Here is a 16,156-nt window from a genome sequence, read left to right on the forward strand (position 1 = left end):
TTTCTACTATTTAATTAATTTTCTGCCTATACTTTTATAATAAAAACCATGTGATGCCAATTCTTCCAGATTGTATAGGTTCCTACCGTCGAAAATAGCTTTGTTTTTCATTTTTTTTGTTAAAATATCAAAATGTGGATTTTTAAACTCTCCCCATTCGGTTACTACTACCAATGCTTCGGCATCTTCTACACATTCATACATGTTTTTTGCATAAGAAATCTTATTTCCCAACACTTTTTTCACATTTTCCATTGCTATAGAATCATACGCAATTACATTAGCTCCTTTACCCAACAGTTTTTCTATTATTTCCAATGAAGATGCCTCTCTTATATCATCGGTGTTATCTTTAAATGCTAAGCCCCAGATTGCAATTTTAGCCCCATTTAAATTTCCTAAATATTTTTCGATTTCAGGTACTAAGATAGTTTTTTGCTTTATATTTATTTCTTCAACTGATTCTAAAATCTTAAAATTATATCCTACTTCTTTACCACTTTTAATTAAGGCCTTAACATCTTTAGGAAAGCAACTTCCTCCATAGCCAATCCCTGGAAATAAAAAACGATTTCCTATTCGTTCATCAGAGCCCATTCCCATTCTGACTTTATCAACATCTGCTCCTACTTTCTCACAATAATTAGCTATTTCGTTCATAAAAGTGATCTTAGTCGCAAGAAAAGAATTGGAAGCATATTTGGTTAACTCTGAAGATTTTTCATCCATTTGAATTAACTTAACACCAATGTTTGTTAATGGCAAATATATACGATCCATTACCTCAAATGCTCGTTGAGAACTTGAACCCACAATTACTCTTTCCGGATTCATAAAATCTTCCACTGCATATCCTTCTCTCAAAAATTCAGGGTTTGATACAACGTCAAAAGGAATGCTGGTTTTAGACTTCATTATACTTTTAACTTTTTCAGAAGTTCCTACAGGAACAGTACTCTTATTTACAACTATTGTGTATTCTGTAATCAATTCTCCGATTTGGCCAGCTACATCCAACACATAAGATAAATCCGCAGAGCCATCTTCTCCCGGAGGAGTTGGAAGAGCTAAAAAGATCACATTCGAAACCTTTATTGCCTCACTTAAATTTGTGGTGAAAAATAATCTCTCTCCTCGTATATTTCTTAAGAAAACTTCTTCAAGCTGCGGTTCATAGATAGGCACACGACCTTTCTTCATCATTTCAACCTTTTCTTCATTAACATCAACACAGTGAACCGTATGCCCTAAATCTGCCAAACAGGTTCCTGAGACTAATCCCACATATCCTGTACCTACAATTGTAATATTCATATTAAAATATTTTACAAAAATATATTTAATTTATTAATTTTCAAATATTTAAAATCTAAAAAATTCGATAGCTTACTCCCCAGAATAAAGATATATTAGCATTTCCTTTATTTTTTCCATAGCCGGGAATAACCAAATTATCAATACCTTCCTGTTTCTTAGAGAAAATAAGAAACTTAGGCCGAATCATAAAATCCAAATAAAAAGGAGATTGACCTAATTGTACTTTTGCACCAACTAAACCTTCAAACCACCCTGAACTTACATTTTTCTCAGGTAAGGAAGATGAACTAATTATTTGGGTCTGACCATCTGAATTTACTCCTTTAACAGGATATTGGTTAATTGTTTGTTTATAGGGAGAAAAAGCGAGTCTTGCTCCTATGAAAAAGCCTTCTCCGGTATTTTCATAATTATTTGTAAGTATATAATTAACTCCAAATTCCGCAAAAACACCTTTAGCTGAAACGTCCCAGTCATTATATTTATAAATATTTTTTTCGTAACCTAGTTCTCCAACCGCTACCCATCTATTTTTTATTTTGTAGGAAATATATCCGCTAATGTTTTTTTTATCTGAAAAAAAACTAGCTATTGGATTAAACAAATCTACTCCTACAAACATTTGACGTTGCTTCGGACTAATAAAGGTTGAGTCTATTGTTGGTTGTTGTGAATAAGAGAAAACTCCTAGAAACAAGCTAATAAGTAACAAATAAGTTTTTCGATTCATTATGAATTTGTGAAGTGTTTGGAGTTATTCCTTTCATATTAACAGCTCTTGACAAATCATAGCTGACATTGTCAAATATGACTTTATAGCCACATGCTTTTGATATAAACTTTTGGCTTGTGTTGTATTTTACAGTAATAATATCTTTATCTGTGTCAATAGTATTTTTCCTATTATAAAAATAAAAAACCGTTTGTTCTGCTTGACTGTTTAGCGGTAATCTAACACTATCTATACTTGCAAACTTATTTCCTCTAGTAACTATTCCGCCTGAATTTACTTCATCCACATATAGCGTATCTACAGTATAGCGACTTCCTAATGAATTTATAAATCCAATTGTTAACCTAGGTGTAACAGGTTTGTCGCATATATCATCATCCACGCAAGCATTAATAACAGTTATAAATAATAGGCAGAAACCTATAATATTTAGCCTTTTTATATACATTTTACTTCAATTTTAATAGTGCAACACTTTCTACGTGATGCGTCTGTGGAAACATATCTACCGCCTGAACTTTGATAACTTCATATTTATCTCTCATTAGTTCCAAATCTCTAGCCTGTGTTGCTGAATTACAACTAACATAAACTAATTTTCTCGGACTTATTCTCAATATCGTTTCTACAACATTTTTATGCATACCATCTCTCGGAGGATCAGTGATTATTACATCCGGCCTTCCATTTTGTGAGATAAATTCATCAGTAAAAATCTCCTTCATATCTCCACAATAAAATGTACAGTTTGTAACCTCATTGTACTCTGCATTCTTTTTTGCCGCTTCAATAGCTTCAGGTACAGCTTCAACTCCTATAACTTTTTTTGCTTTTCTGGAAACAAACTGAGCAATAGTTCCAGTACCTGTATATAGATCGTAAACGATTTCATCCCCATTTAATTCTGCAAAATCTCTTGTTATCTCATAAAGATTAACTGCTTGATTATAATTTGTTTGAAAAAAGGATTTAGGACCAATTTTAAATTTTAAACCTTCAATTTCTTCTGTGATATATCCATCTCCGGAATAAATCTGAACATCTAAATCGTAAATACTATCATTACCTTTAGGATTAATAGCATACATAACTGTTTTTACCTCAGGAAACTCTTCTTTTATAAATGAGAGAATTGCTTCTCTCTGTTCCTTTATTTCTTTAAAAAATTGAACTAAAATCAGAATCTCATTTTTAGAATTTGAGCGTATCATCAATGTGCGTAAAAAACCTTTCTGCTCTTTAATATCATAAAATTCCATTTCTTGTTCCAAGGCAAATTTTTTAACCTTATTACGAATTGTATTTGAAGGTTCCGCCTGTAAAAAACACTCTTTTAAATCAAGGACTTTACTCCATTGTTGAGGTATATGAAATCCTAAGGCATCTTTTTCCTGAATTTCATTACCAGACTGTATTTCTTCAAGAGTTAACCATCGGGCATTTGAAAAAGAAAATTCCATCTTATTACGATAGTTATACTGCTCTTTAGATGAACAAATAGGTAAGTAAGAAAAATTTTCTATTTTCCCTATTCGTGTTAGATTACCGTATACTTCTTTCTCTTTATACTCTAATTGCTTATCGTACGAGAGATTTTGCCATTTACAACCTCCACAAACTCCAAAATGCATACATTTTGGCTCTACTCGGTCATCAGAATACTTTAAAAAACTTACTATTTTTGCTTCAAAATAATTTTTTTTCGATTTAACTACCTGTACGTTAACTATATCACCAGGAACTGCATTGGAAACTAATACTGTTTTCCCTTCTTCTGTCCGGCCTATAGCCACACCTTTTGCACCAGCCGTAACCAGCTCTAGATTATCTATTTGAATATTTCTTTTTCTCCTCAAACCTAATAATTAAATAAGTTTACAAAAGTACATAAAAAATATATTCCTTAAAACACTTAACTTGTCTTGATAATGAATAGATTAAATAATTTTCTTAATCTCATAAAAAACTATTAATTTTTCGAAAAAATGCTGTAATTTTGAGTATTAAAAAAATAATCGCAACAATGAATCTATTATCAGATCGTATTAATCGTCTCAGTTATTCTCAAACTTTTGTAATGTCGAACAAAGCAAGAGAATTAAAAGCTCAAGGAGTTAATGTCATTAGTCTTACCTTAGGTGAACCTGATTATGATATCCCTGAATTTGTAAGGGAATCTGCTATAAAGGCTATTAATGATGGTGTAAAGTCATATACACCTGTACCCGGATATGCTGAGTTAAGAAAGGCTATCTCTGATAAGTTCAAACGCGATAACAATTTGGATTACAAACCGAATCAAATTATTGTTTCCAATGGAGGAAAACAATCAATCATCAATGTTTTATTATCCATCGTAAATGATGGAGATGAGGTAATTGTTCCTGCACCATACTGGGTTAGCTATTTCGAGATGGTTAAACTTGCCGGAGGAGAAAACGTGGTAGTTGACACTACCATTGATACAGATTTTAAAATAACTCCTGAACAGTTAGAAAAAGCTATTACTCCAAAAACCAAAGCTTTCTTATTCAGCTCACCATGTAACCCATCCGGAACTGTTTATACTAAAGATGAATTACATGCCTTGGCTAAAGTATTAGCAAAACACCCAAACATTATTATCATCTCAGATGAAATTTATGAATACATAAATTACGAAGGAAAACACGAAAGTATTGCTCAGTTCCCTGAAGTTTTTGAACAAACAGCCACCATTAACGGAGTATCCAAATCATATTCAATGACCGGGTGGAGAATCGGCTATATGGGCGCTCCGGCCTGGCTCACAGATGCTTGTGACAAGATACAGGGTCAAATGACTTCCGGTGCTAACTGTATCGCTCAAATGGCATCTATCACAGCTGTGGAAGCAGATCCTTCAGTAATCAATTATATGATTGATGGCTTTAAGAACAGAAGAGACTTAGTTTTTAATCTACTACAGGAAATTCCTGGAGTTAAAGTTAATAAGCCTGCTGGTGCATTTTATTTCTTCCCGGATATATCTTCATTTTTTGGAAAAACTATTCAAGGACACGAAATTAAGGATTCAGATGATTTTTCTCTTATGCTTTTAGAAAAAGCTCATGTTGCAACTGTTGGCGGAGTATCTTTCGGTGACAAAAATTGCATCCGTCTTTCTTACGCTGCTTCTGAAGAGGATCTGAAAGAGGCTGTTCGTAGAATTAAATCTGTTTTAGAATAAACAAATTTTAGTTTATTAAAATAAAAAACTGTGAAGATTAATCTTCACAGTTACTTTTTTTGTAAATACTCAAAAACCTAAAAATTTAGGCTTACACAATTAATTATTTTGATAAATCAACTGTTTCTGCCGTTGGTGCATTGTTCATCACTGATTTAACACCATTTTTAGCACTTGCTTCATTGTCATAAAGTTCGCTGGTTCCTACTATCTGGCCGTTACCTGCCTTTAAATTAAAGAACCATTTTTTGTTAGAACTCTGTTTCAATTCGAAACGATCTTCATTTTTAGAATTTCTTTTCACAGAGCTTACTCCTTTCTGACAGTTCGTTTTTTGAGTATATCCTTCGCTAGCAAGGATAATCTGTCCATTTTTGGCTTTAAGTCTAAAACGAAAAGCCCCTGATTTGTCTTTAAAAATTTCAAACATAGTGTACAAATTTTTAGTGTTACTTTATTAAGTCATTTAGTGTTATTTTTTTACATTATATTTTGTATTTTGAACTTTACATTAACAAAAACAAAATTAATGGACTTTTTCTTTGTCTAATTATTTTTTTCAACCACCTGTATCACTATAAATAAAGGACAAAAGTAATATATTTTTATGACATAATAAGTAAAAACACTTTAAAAAATCCCCTTTATGCCTTTTCTGGAGCAATTCTTTGCCGTTCTACCTCATAACTTATAATAGCTACTGCGTTGCTTACATTCAAGGAATCTATCTTCCCTTTCATAGGAATTAAAACATTTTTATCAATTCTTTCTCTCCAATAATCCGAAACTCCCTGATGCTCAGTACCAAATAGTATAGCACAGGAAGAAACCAAATCCGCATTCTGAACACTAATCGATTGCTCATTCATAAAGGTTCCGTAGAGGTTTATTGATTTATTAGTAAGAAATGTGTAAACTTCTTCATTTGTTGCCGATATTACAGGCACATTGAAAAAGCTTCCAACAGATGAGCGTATGACATTAGGATTATAAATATCTGTTTTTTCTTCACATACGATTACCATATCTGCTCCAAAAGCATCGGCAGTTCTGCATATAGCTCCTAAATTACCCGGCTTTTCAATTGATTCTATAACTAAGATAAACGGTGTTTCGGACATAGATATTTCAGGAAGCTTTTTTACTTCATACTCAAAAACTCCAATTATTCCTTCGGTAATCTTACGATATGCTAATTTATTATATACTGTAGCTGATACTTCATACAAAGGTACTGACTGAGGCAATTTTAATGAACTTTTAAATATTTCCGGCTGAATATAAAATTCTAAAGGTTGAAAATTATTTTCTAAAGCAAAAAAATTTTCCTGCCTGCCTTCTACTATAAATTTCCGCTGAGACTTTCTTTCCCTGCTCTTTTCAAGTAGTTTGACTAAGTTTTTGATCTTTGGATTTTTATCGCTTTCAATATTCATGATGTACAATAAATTTGTCCAAAAATAAGAAACTTACTGATTTTTTGATAATTTTACTTCTTATTTTTATCTTTTTAACAAATGTTATTAAAAAAACAAACCCTAATTTATACAATTCTTTTTGGTTTATTAATCATTATCGGCATTATATTCAGCTATAAAAATGCCAAACAACATGTTAATATACAGCAATTTAATGTACAAGAATTAAGCTCTGAAAATGTTGTAATTCCTTATATTCGTTTACATCATTCTTTACCAGCATATTATATAACAAAGAAAGAGGCCAGAAAATCAGGTTGGAAACCTGAACAGGGAAACCTGTGTAAAATTCTGCCAGGCAAAATTATTGGCGGAGATCTATTTACTAATAGAGAAAATAAACTTCCTTTAAAAAAAGGAAGAATTTGGTTTGAAGCTGACATTAATTATCAATGCAACCAAAGAGGAGCTGAACGGGTTATATTTTCATCTGATGGATTAATTTTCATAACTCATGATCACTATAAAACATTTGAAAAAAAATGAAAACAATCAATTTTGACTTTAATACTATCAGAAAATCTACTGATTTTTACTCCCAATTTAGAAATAAATTCGAGATAAATTCCGATTTCGTTAATAATCGAGACGGCTTATGGGATGCTTTAACCGGAATGATTGAATTACCTGTAAAAATTGAATTTCATAATCTCAATCTAACGTCTTTAGACAAATTCCAAAAACTGATATCTCTTTTCGAAGATGCTGAAGAGGAAACAGACGGGTTACTGGAATTTTCATATTTTATAGATAAGTAAAAATCTCTGTGTATAAATTTGTACTTTTGTTTATATAAATGAATAATGAGAAGTTTGTTTTTTCAACAATTCGTATGGCTATTAGTCAATTATATGAAAATAGCCGGTTCAAAAATATGTATTAGGACAAAAGACTCATTTGTTGAAATTCATTCCTGTTCTCATTTAAAGAGTACGTTTAATTTTTTGTTTGAAAGTATACTAACCTCATTTTTCAGACGTTTTAGAAGCTTATCAGTAATGAACTATAACTATTCAAAATACATATTAACTTCTTCTTTATTTATGTTACTAACAATTGAAACTATTTGTATAATGGTTACATTGATGGTTAATCCGCACACAAAAATTAATTTTTAAAATAATATATTAATATAAATAATGACAAACAAATTAGTCATCATACCTACTTACAACGAAAAAGAAAATATTCAGGATATTATTTTAAAAGTTCTAAACCTTGAAAACACATTTCATGTTTTAGTAGTTGATGATTCTTCTCCGGACGGTACCGGAGCTATAGTAAAAAAACTACAATCCCAATATCCGGAACAACTATTTCTGGAGGAAAGAAAAGCAAAAGACGGATTAGGCCGTGCGTATATTCACGGATTTAAATGGGCGTTATCAAAAGGATACGATTATATCTTTGAAATGGATGCAGACTTTTCTCATAACCCTGAAGATATACCCCGTTTATATGAGGCTTGTTTAAATGGTGCTGATATGGCTGTAGGCTCCAGATACTCTCAAGGTGTAAATGTAGTCAACTGGCCCATGAATCGGGTTTTACTTTCTTTTTTTGCATCAAAGTATGTACGAATGGTAACAGGTCTCCCGATACATGATTCAACCGCTGGATTTGTTTGTTTTACGAGAAAGGTATTAGAATCTTTACCTTTAGATAAGGTGAAATTGGTTGGATACGGGTTTCAAATCGAAATGAAATTCAGAACCTATTGCAAAAAATTTAAAATTGTAGAAGTACCCATTATTTTTACTGATAGAACTAAAGGAGAATCTAAAATGAGCGGTGCAATTATTAGCGAAGCAGTTTTTGGAGTGATAAAGATGAAAATAATGGCTTTAACAGGAAAATTATGAAACAGATATTAATCACTTTATTTTTTTTGTGCGTTTTATCCTCTTGCCAGCATGCATTGGATAAACCTGAAGATCTATTATCTAAGGAGGAAATGGTTGATATAATGACGGATATTTACCTTTATAAACAAACCCCTGCGGAGCTTCCATTAAATGATGAAATAGCTTCTGATACTTATATTGCTATTTTTAAAAAATATAAAATATCAAAAGAAACTTTCCAACAAAGTTTCAGTTACTACTATTCCAATATTGAAGATATGCAACACATATATGACCGAGTCATAAAAAATTTAAAAAATAAATTACCTTCAAAACAATTAGACATTTTAAATGCTGAAGAAAAGGCTGAAAGCGAAGACAAAAAAATGAAAAAATGAAAAAAATTTGTATTATCCTTTTATTTATAATTTCTCAGCTGGTACATTCTCAAGTTAAAAAATTATACAGTCCTTTGGAAAATGCTGAGCAAAAAATTGACTCGCTATTGTCTGTGGCTCAAAAAGAAAATAAATTTGTACTTATACAAATAGGCGGAAACTGGTGCCAATGGTGTTTAAGATTCCACCAACTTATTAAAGAGACTCCGGAAATTCAAAATATCATAAACAAAAATTTTTTAGTGTATAATCTTAATTATTCAAAAGAAAATAAAAATGAAGAATTGTTGACTAAATATGAATTTCCGCAAAGGTTTGGATTTCCTGTATTTGTAATACTTAATCAGAACGGAGTAAAAATACATACGCAACAATCGGATTATTTAGAAAATGGAGAAAATGGATATAACATAGAGCGTGTTAAAAATTTTTTAGAACAATGGTCTCCTATAATGCTTGATTCTAAAACTTATCAAAAATAATTTAGAACTTATTAATCGCAAGATTCATCTGTTGCATAATAAAATTCTTGAGCATTTCTATTTTTTCAGGACTATCATAAACATCTATCATGTCTCGGGCACTCAATCTTCTTTTTTTAAACTTGGTTAAAAGCAGGTTAAGTTCATTTGAAAGCAATAAACTTGAATAATTAAAATTATCTTTCTCCATCTTACAGAAAATTTTATATATCTCAATGAATAGTTCAGTATAAAGTTGTTTTAGATTTTCACTCCAATGCTTTATTTCATTTAAATATTCTTTAACCTCCTCATTTTCAATTTGCTCATATTTTTTCAGTTGTTTTTTTATACTATCAAATGTCATAGTTTTCCAATTTTTTGTTTTCAATACCGATACTTGATAATGATCTTGTTTGATTGTACGACTTATTCCTGATTTTACCTGAAAAAAATAATATGAACCCAATTCTAATGCTGTTAAATATCCACCGTGGCTAGCTCCAGTATCAATACCATAAGTATTATTTTTAATTTTTGGGGAGGTTCCCACTACCCGATGTCCATAAATTACTGATTTTGTACCTTTATAATAATCTCTCCAGCTTTTTTTTTCTGAGTATTTCTTACTTAAATATTTTTCACCAGACTCAGTTCCACACAAAACATTATTTTTTTGTTCCGTAAGTTGCTTATCATGTTCTAAAGAAGCATGAACTATTATCGCATCAGTAGTCTCAATATAGTAGGGCAGCTTATTTATCCAGTCTATAAATTCATCATATAAATCTCCAAACTGCAAACGAACTATTTCCTGAGAATAACTTAAAATTCCCTTTAAATGCTTTTTTTCATGATTCCCCATAACTACATAGGAATTGGGCCTATCTCTAAAAAATTGATACACTTCTTTAGACTTCATACCTCTGTCTACAATATCTCCAACAGAAATTAATATATCATCTTCAGTAAGATTTATCTTATTCAGAAGATCCTGCAATTCATCATAACAACCGTGGATATCCCCCACAACAAAGGTCCTAGACATATTTTATTTATTGTTATATTCAGTACATCAAATTTACTAACTTTGAAATTCAAAAATTCAAGCAATGAAATTTCATTTACAATCTAAGCCTATCTCATTAATTATTGGCCTTTTTTTTATTTTTTTTATTAATAGCCTTGCTTATTCCCAAACTATTACATTAGAAGAAATTTGGAGTGGACGTTTTCTTCCTAAGTCTATTTCTGGTATTACATCTATGAAAAGTGGCAAACACTATACAGTTTTAACTCAACAAGGAATTGAAAAGCACTCTTATGAAAATTTTCAAAAAATGGAAGACTTGGTTCAGGGAAGATTTACTGACTACCAGTTTAGCCCTGATGAAAAATATCTTTTATTGGAAATGGAAGCTGCTCCGGTTTACAGGCATTCCAAACTAGGAGTATATCAATTATATGACATTAAAAATAAACACTATTTTAAAATAAATAACAATCAACCTATCCAAGAACCTTTATTTTCACCGGATGGATCGAAAATCGCATTTGTCTTTGATAACAATTTATACTACCAGGAAATTCCTTCATTAAAAATAACACAAGTGACTACTGATGGTATAAAAAATCAAATTATTAACGGTATTTCAGATTGGGTATATGAAGAAGAATTAGGGTTTGTACGAAATTTTGAATGGTCTCCGGACGGTAAAATCTTAGCGTTTGTGCGCTTTGATGAATCTAAAGTTAAGGAGGTGGATTTACCTATGTATGGTAAAAATCTTTATCCGCAACATTTGATTTTTAAATACCCTAAAGCCGGTGAAGAAAATTCTTTGGTAACTCTTCACTCCTATCATTTGGAAAGCGGAGAAACATCTGCCATCGACCTTTCAACAGTCGAAAAATATTATATAGTTAAAATCAGATTTGCACCTGACGGAAGCCTGATAACGTTAACCTCTAACCGACTTCAAAATAAAGTAGACGTGTCTCGTATTAATGTTATGGATGGCTCAATAAAAAAATTACTATCTGAAACATCCCGTACATGGATTGAAACCGATAATATTTTCCTTTATTTACTTTCTAATGGAAATTTTGTCATGAATTCCGAAAAAAACGGATTTAACCATTTATACTTATATGATAAAAACGGAAAACAGCTTAACCAGATAACCAAAGGGAACTGGGAGGTTACGGAAGTATATGGATTAGACGAACATAAACAAAAAATCTACTTTCAATCTACCGAAAAGGGCTCTACCAACAAAGTAATAGGTACTTCGGAAATAACAACGGGAAAACATCATCTTATAACACAGGAAAATGGCGTTCATAATGCAGAATTCAGTTCCGATTATTCCTATTTTATTGATAAATTCAGCACAGCAAACACTCCTCCGGTTTATACTTTAAGAGATCAAAACGGTAAAATTCTAAAAACACTTGAAGATAACTCTTCATTACTATCATACATTATAAAAAAAGAAATCAGATTACAAGAATTTTTTACACTTCCTAACGGAAAAGGAGAACCACTAAATGCATATATTATAAAGCCAAAAAACTTTGATCCTCAAAAAAAATATCCCGTACTCATGTATGTTTATGGAGGTCCGGGACATCAAACTGTTACAAACTCTTGGGATTCATTTAATTATTGGTGGTTTCAAATGCTTGCTCAACAAGGATATATCATCGTTTCTGTTGATGGAAAAGGGACTGGAGGAAAAGGAGAAGCTTTTAAAAAAGCTACTTATAAACAATTAGGAAAATTAGAACTGGAAGATCAACTGGCTGCGGCTCAATGGCTGAAAGCTCAAACATACATAGATGAAAACCGGGTAGGAATCTGGGGATGGAGTTTTGGAGGGTATTTAACTTCTCTATGTATGACCAAAGGGAACGGAACTTTTAAAATGGGTATTGCGGTCGCTCCTGTAACCAACTGGAGATTTTACGATACCATTTATACTGAACGTTTTCTTCAAACACCTCAGGAAAATTCAAAAGGATACGATGAAAATTCGCCTATAAACTATGCTAAAGAATTAAAAGGCAACTATCTGATTATCCATGGTACCGCTGATGATAATGTTCACTTGCAAAATTCAGTAGAAATGATTGAAGCTTTGGTTCAGGAAGGTAAACAATTTGACATGGCTATTTACCCGGATAAAAATCACGGAATCTATGGGGGTAAAACCCGTTATCAGCTTTACCAAAAAATGACTAATTATATCAAAACCAATTTATAGTATTCAAAAATATGTAACAATGGAAAAGCACCCGAAAGGCCTATATTTTTTATTTTTCACAGAAATGTGGGAACGATTCGGATATTATCTAATGCTGGGAATATTTGTTCTGTATATGATTGATGCGGATACAGGTGGATTGGCTTTTGGAGATAAAATTTCTTATGATATTTTCGGTTCTTTTATAGCCCTTACCTATTTAACTCCTTTTTTAGGAGGATTTTTAGCTGATAGAATACTGGGCTATATAAAAGCTACATATTTAGGAGGTACTCTGATGGGATTAGGATATATTAGTTTAGCTTTTTCCTCATCGAACCTTATTTTTTTCTATGTAGCCATTGCATTAATTGTAGTTGGCAATGGTTTCTTTAAACCAAGCATATCTACTCTTTTAGGGAATTTGTATTCTGAAAAACAATATAAACCTCATAAAGATGCCGGATACAATTTATTTTATATGGGAATTAATATCGGAGCTTTTATTTGCAACTTTATTGCTGCATTTATGCGCAACCAATATGGCTGGGGATTTGCATTTGCTACTGCAGGAATAGGTATGTTTGTCGGATTACTAATTTTTACAACAGGTATCAGTCATTTTAAGCATGCCAACCTTATAAAGCCTAAACAAAAAGAAGACGTAGGTATCTCACAGGTTTTAATCTTCGTTTTTCTTCCTGCTATAGTATTTGGTGCTTTAGGCTGGTTTATTCCCGGCAACCTATTTGGCAGTAATAGTACTGATGCATTTATTTTTGCAACTATTCCTATTATTATCTTTTACCTTTCACTCTATTTCCGCGCAAACAAACAGGATAAAAAACCTATTGCTGCTTTATTAACCGTTTTTGCTGTGTGCATGGTATTCTGGGCTGTTTTTAAACAAAATGGAACTGCACTTACCAATTGGGCAAAATACTATACTGAACGCTCCGTTTCTTCATCTTTTGAAAAACCTTTAGAAACCCTTAAACAGGTTGAAAAAGTTACATATCAAACAGAAAAGGTTACTCAATATGATGATCAATACAGAGTTATAAAAGATCGTCAGGGAAACGTTAGTAAAAAAGAAGGAAAAGATATTTATTTCCGTAATATGGATAAATATAAGCTTCCCGCAGAGGGGCAATCTGTATACCTAATTAACCCTGAATTATTTCAATCCATTAACCCTGGCTGGGTTATAATCCTAACCCCTCTACTCATAGGCTTTTTTACTTTTTTAAGAAAGAGAAAAAAAGAACCTTCAACTCCAACTAAGATGACTCTGGGACTTTTTATTTCCGGACTTTCCTGTTTAGTAATGGCTACAGCAGTATATGTTGGTAATAACGGAGAAGTAAAAGTCTCTCCCTTATGGCTGGTTATTTCTTATGGTGTGATAACCGTAGGCGAACTTTGTCTTAGCCCTATGGGATTATCTCTGGTTTCTAAACTATCTCCCCCTAGAATTACTGCATTAATGATGGGAGGATATTTTTTATCTAATTCAATAGGAAACAAACTTTCAGGTATTTTAGCTGGTATGTGGTATGACTATGAACATAAAACTAACTTTTTTCTTGTCAATTTCTTATTACTTACTATTTCATTTTTAATAGGACTTGCCTTGTTAAAATGGCTAAACAAAATAATGAAAGAGACGGAAAACCAAACAGTTTCTTAGTCCTTATTTCTTTCTGTGAATAATTCGTTAAGACTTATTAATTTTTTATAATAACCAAGAGGAAAGTGCTATATTTGTTAAAATTTAAATAAAATGGCAATTTCTAAAGCAAGAGAATCGACGGATATAATTGAGAGACTATACATAACTATGCGCCATCTGTTTAACAGAGGAGGCTTTAAACCTACCGGAACTTCCGGTCTTGAATTAAGAAATTATCTTTTAAAATTAAATCCAGAAATTTACGGATCTATTGCAGATCCTGAAAAAGTGGAACTCAATGGCCTGATGTATGTTTTGGATAGACTTCCGCAGGGTATTGAAGAATGTTCTTTTATTTTTCTTACTTCAAATGAAGGGTTAGATAAATCCTCGTTCACTCCTATATATCCTAAAAAAAGAAGAAGAACCTGTTATCGGGTTGACGAGCATCAAATGAATATTGAGCTACTTTTAGGTAGATCTGAAATATATGATATTCTTACTCACCTCACTTTCTTATATAACGAAGCAGACAAAATACGAAGGAGAACCCATGACTTTAATGGCAAAGCAGGGAGAATATGGGGTTCTTTGGAAAAAACAGCTTTAAGCTCAGAACCTTTAAAACGTAAAGAGCGCGAAATTATCCTTTCACATATATCAACCGTGTTAGGAAGAAGCTTTGATGAAGTTGTATCTGCCTATAAAAACTTTCAGGAAGCTAATGATCCTGACCGATTTATAAAAATTATTTATAACCTTGGTAAGGTTAGTAAGGAAGATTTTTCAAATCTGAGAAGAAGAGAAATTTTTTTCAGCTCAATTTTAAAAGAAAGAGTAGGACACCATTTATTTGGAGATAAATGGGCAGAAAGTGTTAAAAAAACTCTTATCAAGAATAAACTTCAGGACAAAAAAATTCATATTATAAGTTCTAATATGCATAGTGTTTGTAACATGTTATATGCATTTGAAGCCTTAGGTAAAAAACACGTTATTTCAGAAGAACTTAAATTATACGAGGAAATAAGTAAAAAATCTGAACTTGCAGATACCGTTAAACAACATGCACTGGATAACGGAATGATTTACATGAAGGATACCAGTGGTTCAAATATTGATTTTCAGATTTTTGATCTTTCAAAAGTCAATTTAAAAAATTCTACCTTCAAAGACATCAAGAGTTTAAATAAAGAGGATATTCTGATTGTTTTTGATTATGCTTTTGGTGAGCAGGCTTTTGAGATTATGGATGAATTATTACGTCCTATTGAAACCAATAAGCAAAAAATCAATCTTAATGTTGATTCCATTTCAATTTTAGGTAAAGCAGGAATTCTTGTAGGAGATAAAGGAGACATTATGATTCCAGACGCTCATATTTTTGAAGGAACGGCAGATAATTACCCTTTGCATAACGAATTAGATTTGAAAGATTTTGAAGGATATAATGTTAAAGCTTATAAAGGAGCCATGATAACGGTTTTAGGTACATCCTTACAAAATAAAGATGTCCTTACGTACTTTATGGAAACTTCATGGAAAGCCATTGGACTGGAAATGGAAGGTGCCCACTACCAAAAAGCCATACAGGTAGCTTCAAAAATACGACACCATATTACAGAAAACGTAAAGCTGAGATATGCTTATTATGCTTCTGACAATCCTTTGGAAACAGGAAGCACATTAGCTTCCGGAGGTTTAGGATTAACTGGTGTAAAACCTACCTATTTGATAACTCAAAAAATTCTTGAACAAATTCTTACAATAAAAAAATAATTTGTTTTACTGCCTCTCTAA

16 protein-coding genes are annotated in these 16,156 nt (G+C 31.8%); 9 read left to right on the forward strand and 7 right to left on the reverse strand.

Features of this window, described 5'->3' with window-relative positions; translation table 11 throughout:
- Positions 1–6: 6 nt before the first annotated feature.
- The 4 genes from EOV51_RS03970 to rlmD are packed head-to-tail and all read right to left on the reverse strand — an operon-like array spanning position 7 to position 3,906.
- Entirely contained in the window at positions 7–1,314 is a 1,308-nt protein-coding gene (locus EOV51_RS03970) for a UDP-glucose dehydrogenase family protein (protein ID WP_128150077.1), read from the reverse strand.
- A 55-nt stretch (positions 1,315–1,369) separates the two neighbouring features.
- Complete coding sequence (locus tag EOV51_RS03975; protein ID WP_128150079.1) at positions 1,370–2,047, reverse strand: DUF6048 family protein; 678 nt, start codon at positions 2,045–2,047, stop codon at positions 1,370–1,372.
- A complete protein-coding gene (locus tag EOV51_RS03980; RefSeq protein WP_128150081.1) occupies positions 2,016–2,498 on the reverse strand; it encodes a DUF6452 family protein in 483 nt (160 codons plus the stop codon). The genes EOV51_RS03975 and EOV51_RS03980 overlap by 32 nt, the downstream gene beginning before the upstream one ends.
- A gap of 1 nt (position 2,499) precedes the next feature.
- Positions 2,500–3,906 (reverse strand): 23S rRNA (uracil(1939)-C(5))-methyltransferase RlmD, encoded by a 1,407-nt coding sequence (rlmD, locus tag EOV51_RS03985; protein WP_128150083.1) that lies wholly within the window; start codon positions 3,904–3,906, stop codon positions 2,500–2,502.
- 167 nt (positions 3,907–4,073) lie between these two features.
- On the opposite strand from rlmD, the gene EOV51_RS03990 reads away from it, so the two are divergent.
- Positions 4,074–5,258: a pyridoxal phosphate-dependent aminotransferase gene (locus tag EOV51_RS03990; protein ID WP_128150085.1), complete on the forward strand. Its 1,185-nt coding sequence runs from the start codon at positions 4,074–4,076 to the stop codon at positions 5,256–5,258.
- Between the two features lie 103 nt (positions 5,259–5,361).
- Here the strand turns inward: EOV51_RS03990 and EOV51_RS03995 are convergent, their stop codons facing one another.
- Positions 5,362–5,688, reverse strand: coding sequence for a YegP family protein (locus EOV51_RS03995; protein WP_128150087.1), 327 nt, complete (start codon positions 5,686–5,688; stop codon positions 5,362–5,364).
- Positions 5,689–5,902: 214 nt separating this feature from the next.
- Positions 5,903–6,694, reverse strand: a complete 792-nt coding sequence (locus EOV51_RS04000) for a TrmH family RNA methyltransferase (protein ID WP_128150089.1) — start codon at positions 6,692–6,694, stop codon at positions 5,903–5,905.
- 81 nt (positions 6,695–6,775) lie between these two features.
- Between EOV51_RS04000 and EOV51_RS04005 the strand changes: the two genes are divergently transcribed.
- From EOV51_RS04005 to EOV51_RS04025, 5 genes are all read left to right on the forward strand, one after another.
- Entirely contained in the window at positions 6,776–7,222 is a 447-nt protein-coding gene (locus EOV51_RS04005; protein WP_128150091.1) for a ribonuclease domain-containing protein, read from the forward strand.
- Positions 7,219–7,494 (forward strand): barstar family protein, encoded by a 276-nt coding sequence (locus tag EOV51_RS04010; RefSeq protein WP_128150093.1) that lies wholly within the window; start codon positions 7,219–7,221, stop codon positions 7,492–7,494. The genes EOV51_RS04005 and EOV51_RS04010 overlap by 4 nt, the downstream gene beginning before the upstream one ends.
- Positions 7,495–7,875: 381 nt before the next feature.
- Complete coding sequence (locus EOV51_RS04015; protein WP_128150095.1) at positions 7,876–8,598, forward strand: polyprenol monophosphomannose synthase; 723 nt, start codon at positions 7,876–7,878, stop codon at positions 8,596–8,598.
- Complete coding sequence (locus EOV51_RS04020; protein WP_128150097.1) at positions 8,595–8,978, forward strand: DUF4296 domain-containing protein; 384 nt, start codon at positions 8,595–8,597, stop codon at positions 8,976–8,978. Before EOV51_RS04015 ends, EOV51_RS04020 begins: the two co-directional genes overlap by 4 nt.
- Complete coding sequence (locus tag EOV51_RS04025; protein ID WP_128150099.1) at positions 8,975–9,460, forward strand: thioredoxin family protein; 486 nt, start codon at positions 8,975–8,977, stop codon at positions 9,458–9,460. Before EOV51_RS04020 ends, EOV51_RS04025 begins: the two co-directional genes overlap by 4 nt.
- A 1-nt stretch (position 9,461) precedes the next feature.
- Here EOV51_RS04025 and EOV51_RS04030 read toward each other — a convergent pair whose 3' ends face one another.
- Complete coding sequence (locus EOV51_RS04030) at positions 9,462–10,487, reverse strand: metallophosphoesterase (protein ID WP_128150101.1); 1,026 nt, start codon at positions 10,485–10,487, stop codon at positions 9,462–9,464.
- Between the two features lie 64 nt (positions 10,488–10,551).
- Between EOV51_RS04030 and EOV51_RS04035 the strand changes: the two genes are divergently transcribed.
- The 3 genes from EOV51_RS04035 (at position 10,552) to EOV51_RS04045 (ending at position 16,135) form a co-directional block, all read left to right on the forward strand.
- Positions 10,552–12,705, forward strand: coding sequence for a S9 family peptidase (locus tag EOV51_RS04035; protein ID WP_128150103.1), 2,154 nt, complete (start codon positions 10,552–10,554; stop codon positions 12,703–12,705).
- Positions 12,706–12,724: 19 nt separating this feature from the next.
- Positions 12,725–14,374, forward strand: a complete 1,650-nt coding sequence (locus tag EOV51_RS04040; protein WP_128150105.1) for a peptide MFS transporter — start codon at positions 12,725–12,727, stop codon at positions 14,372–14,374.
- A gap of 93 nt (positions 14,375–14,467) precedes the next feature.
- Positions 14,468–16,135 (forward strand): DUF6909 family protein, encoded by a 1,668-nt coding sequence (locus tag EOV51_RS04045; protein ID WP_128150107.1) that lies wholly within the window; start codon positions 14,468–14,470, stop codon positions 16,133–16,135.
- The last annotated feature ends 21 nt before the right edge of the window (positions 16,136–16,156 follow it).

This window comes from Apibacter raozihei, from assembly GCF_004014855.1.
Lineage (GTDB): Bacteria > Bacteroidota > Bacteroidia > Flavobacteriales > Weeksellaceae > Apibacter > Apibacter raozihei.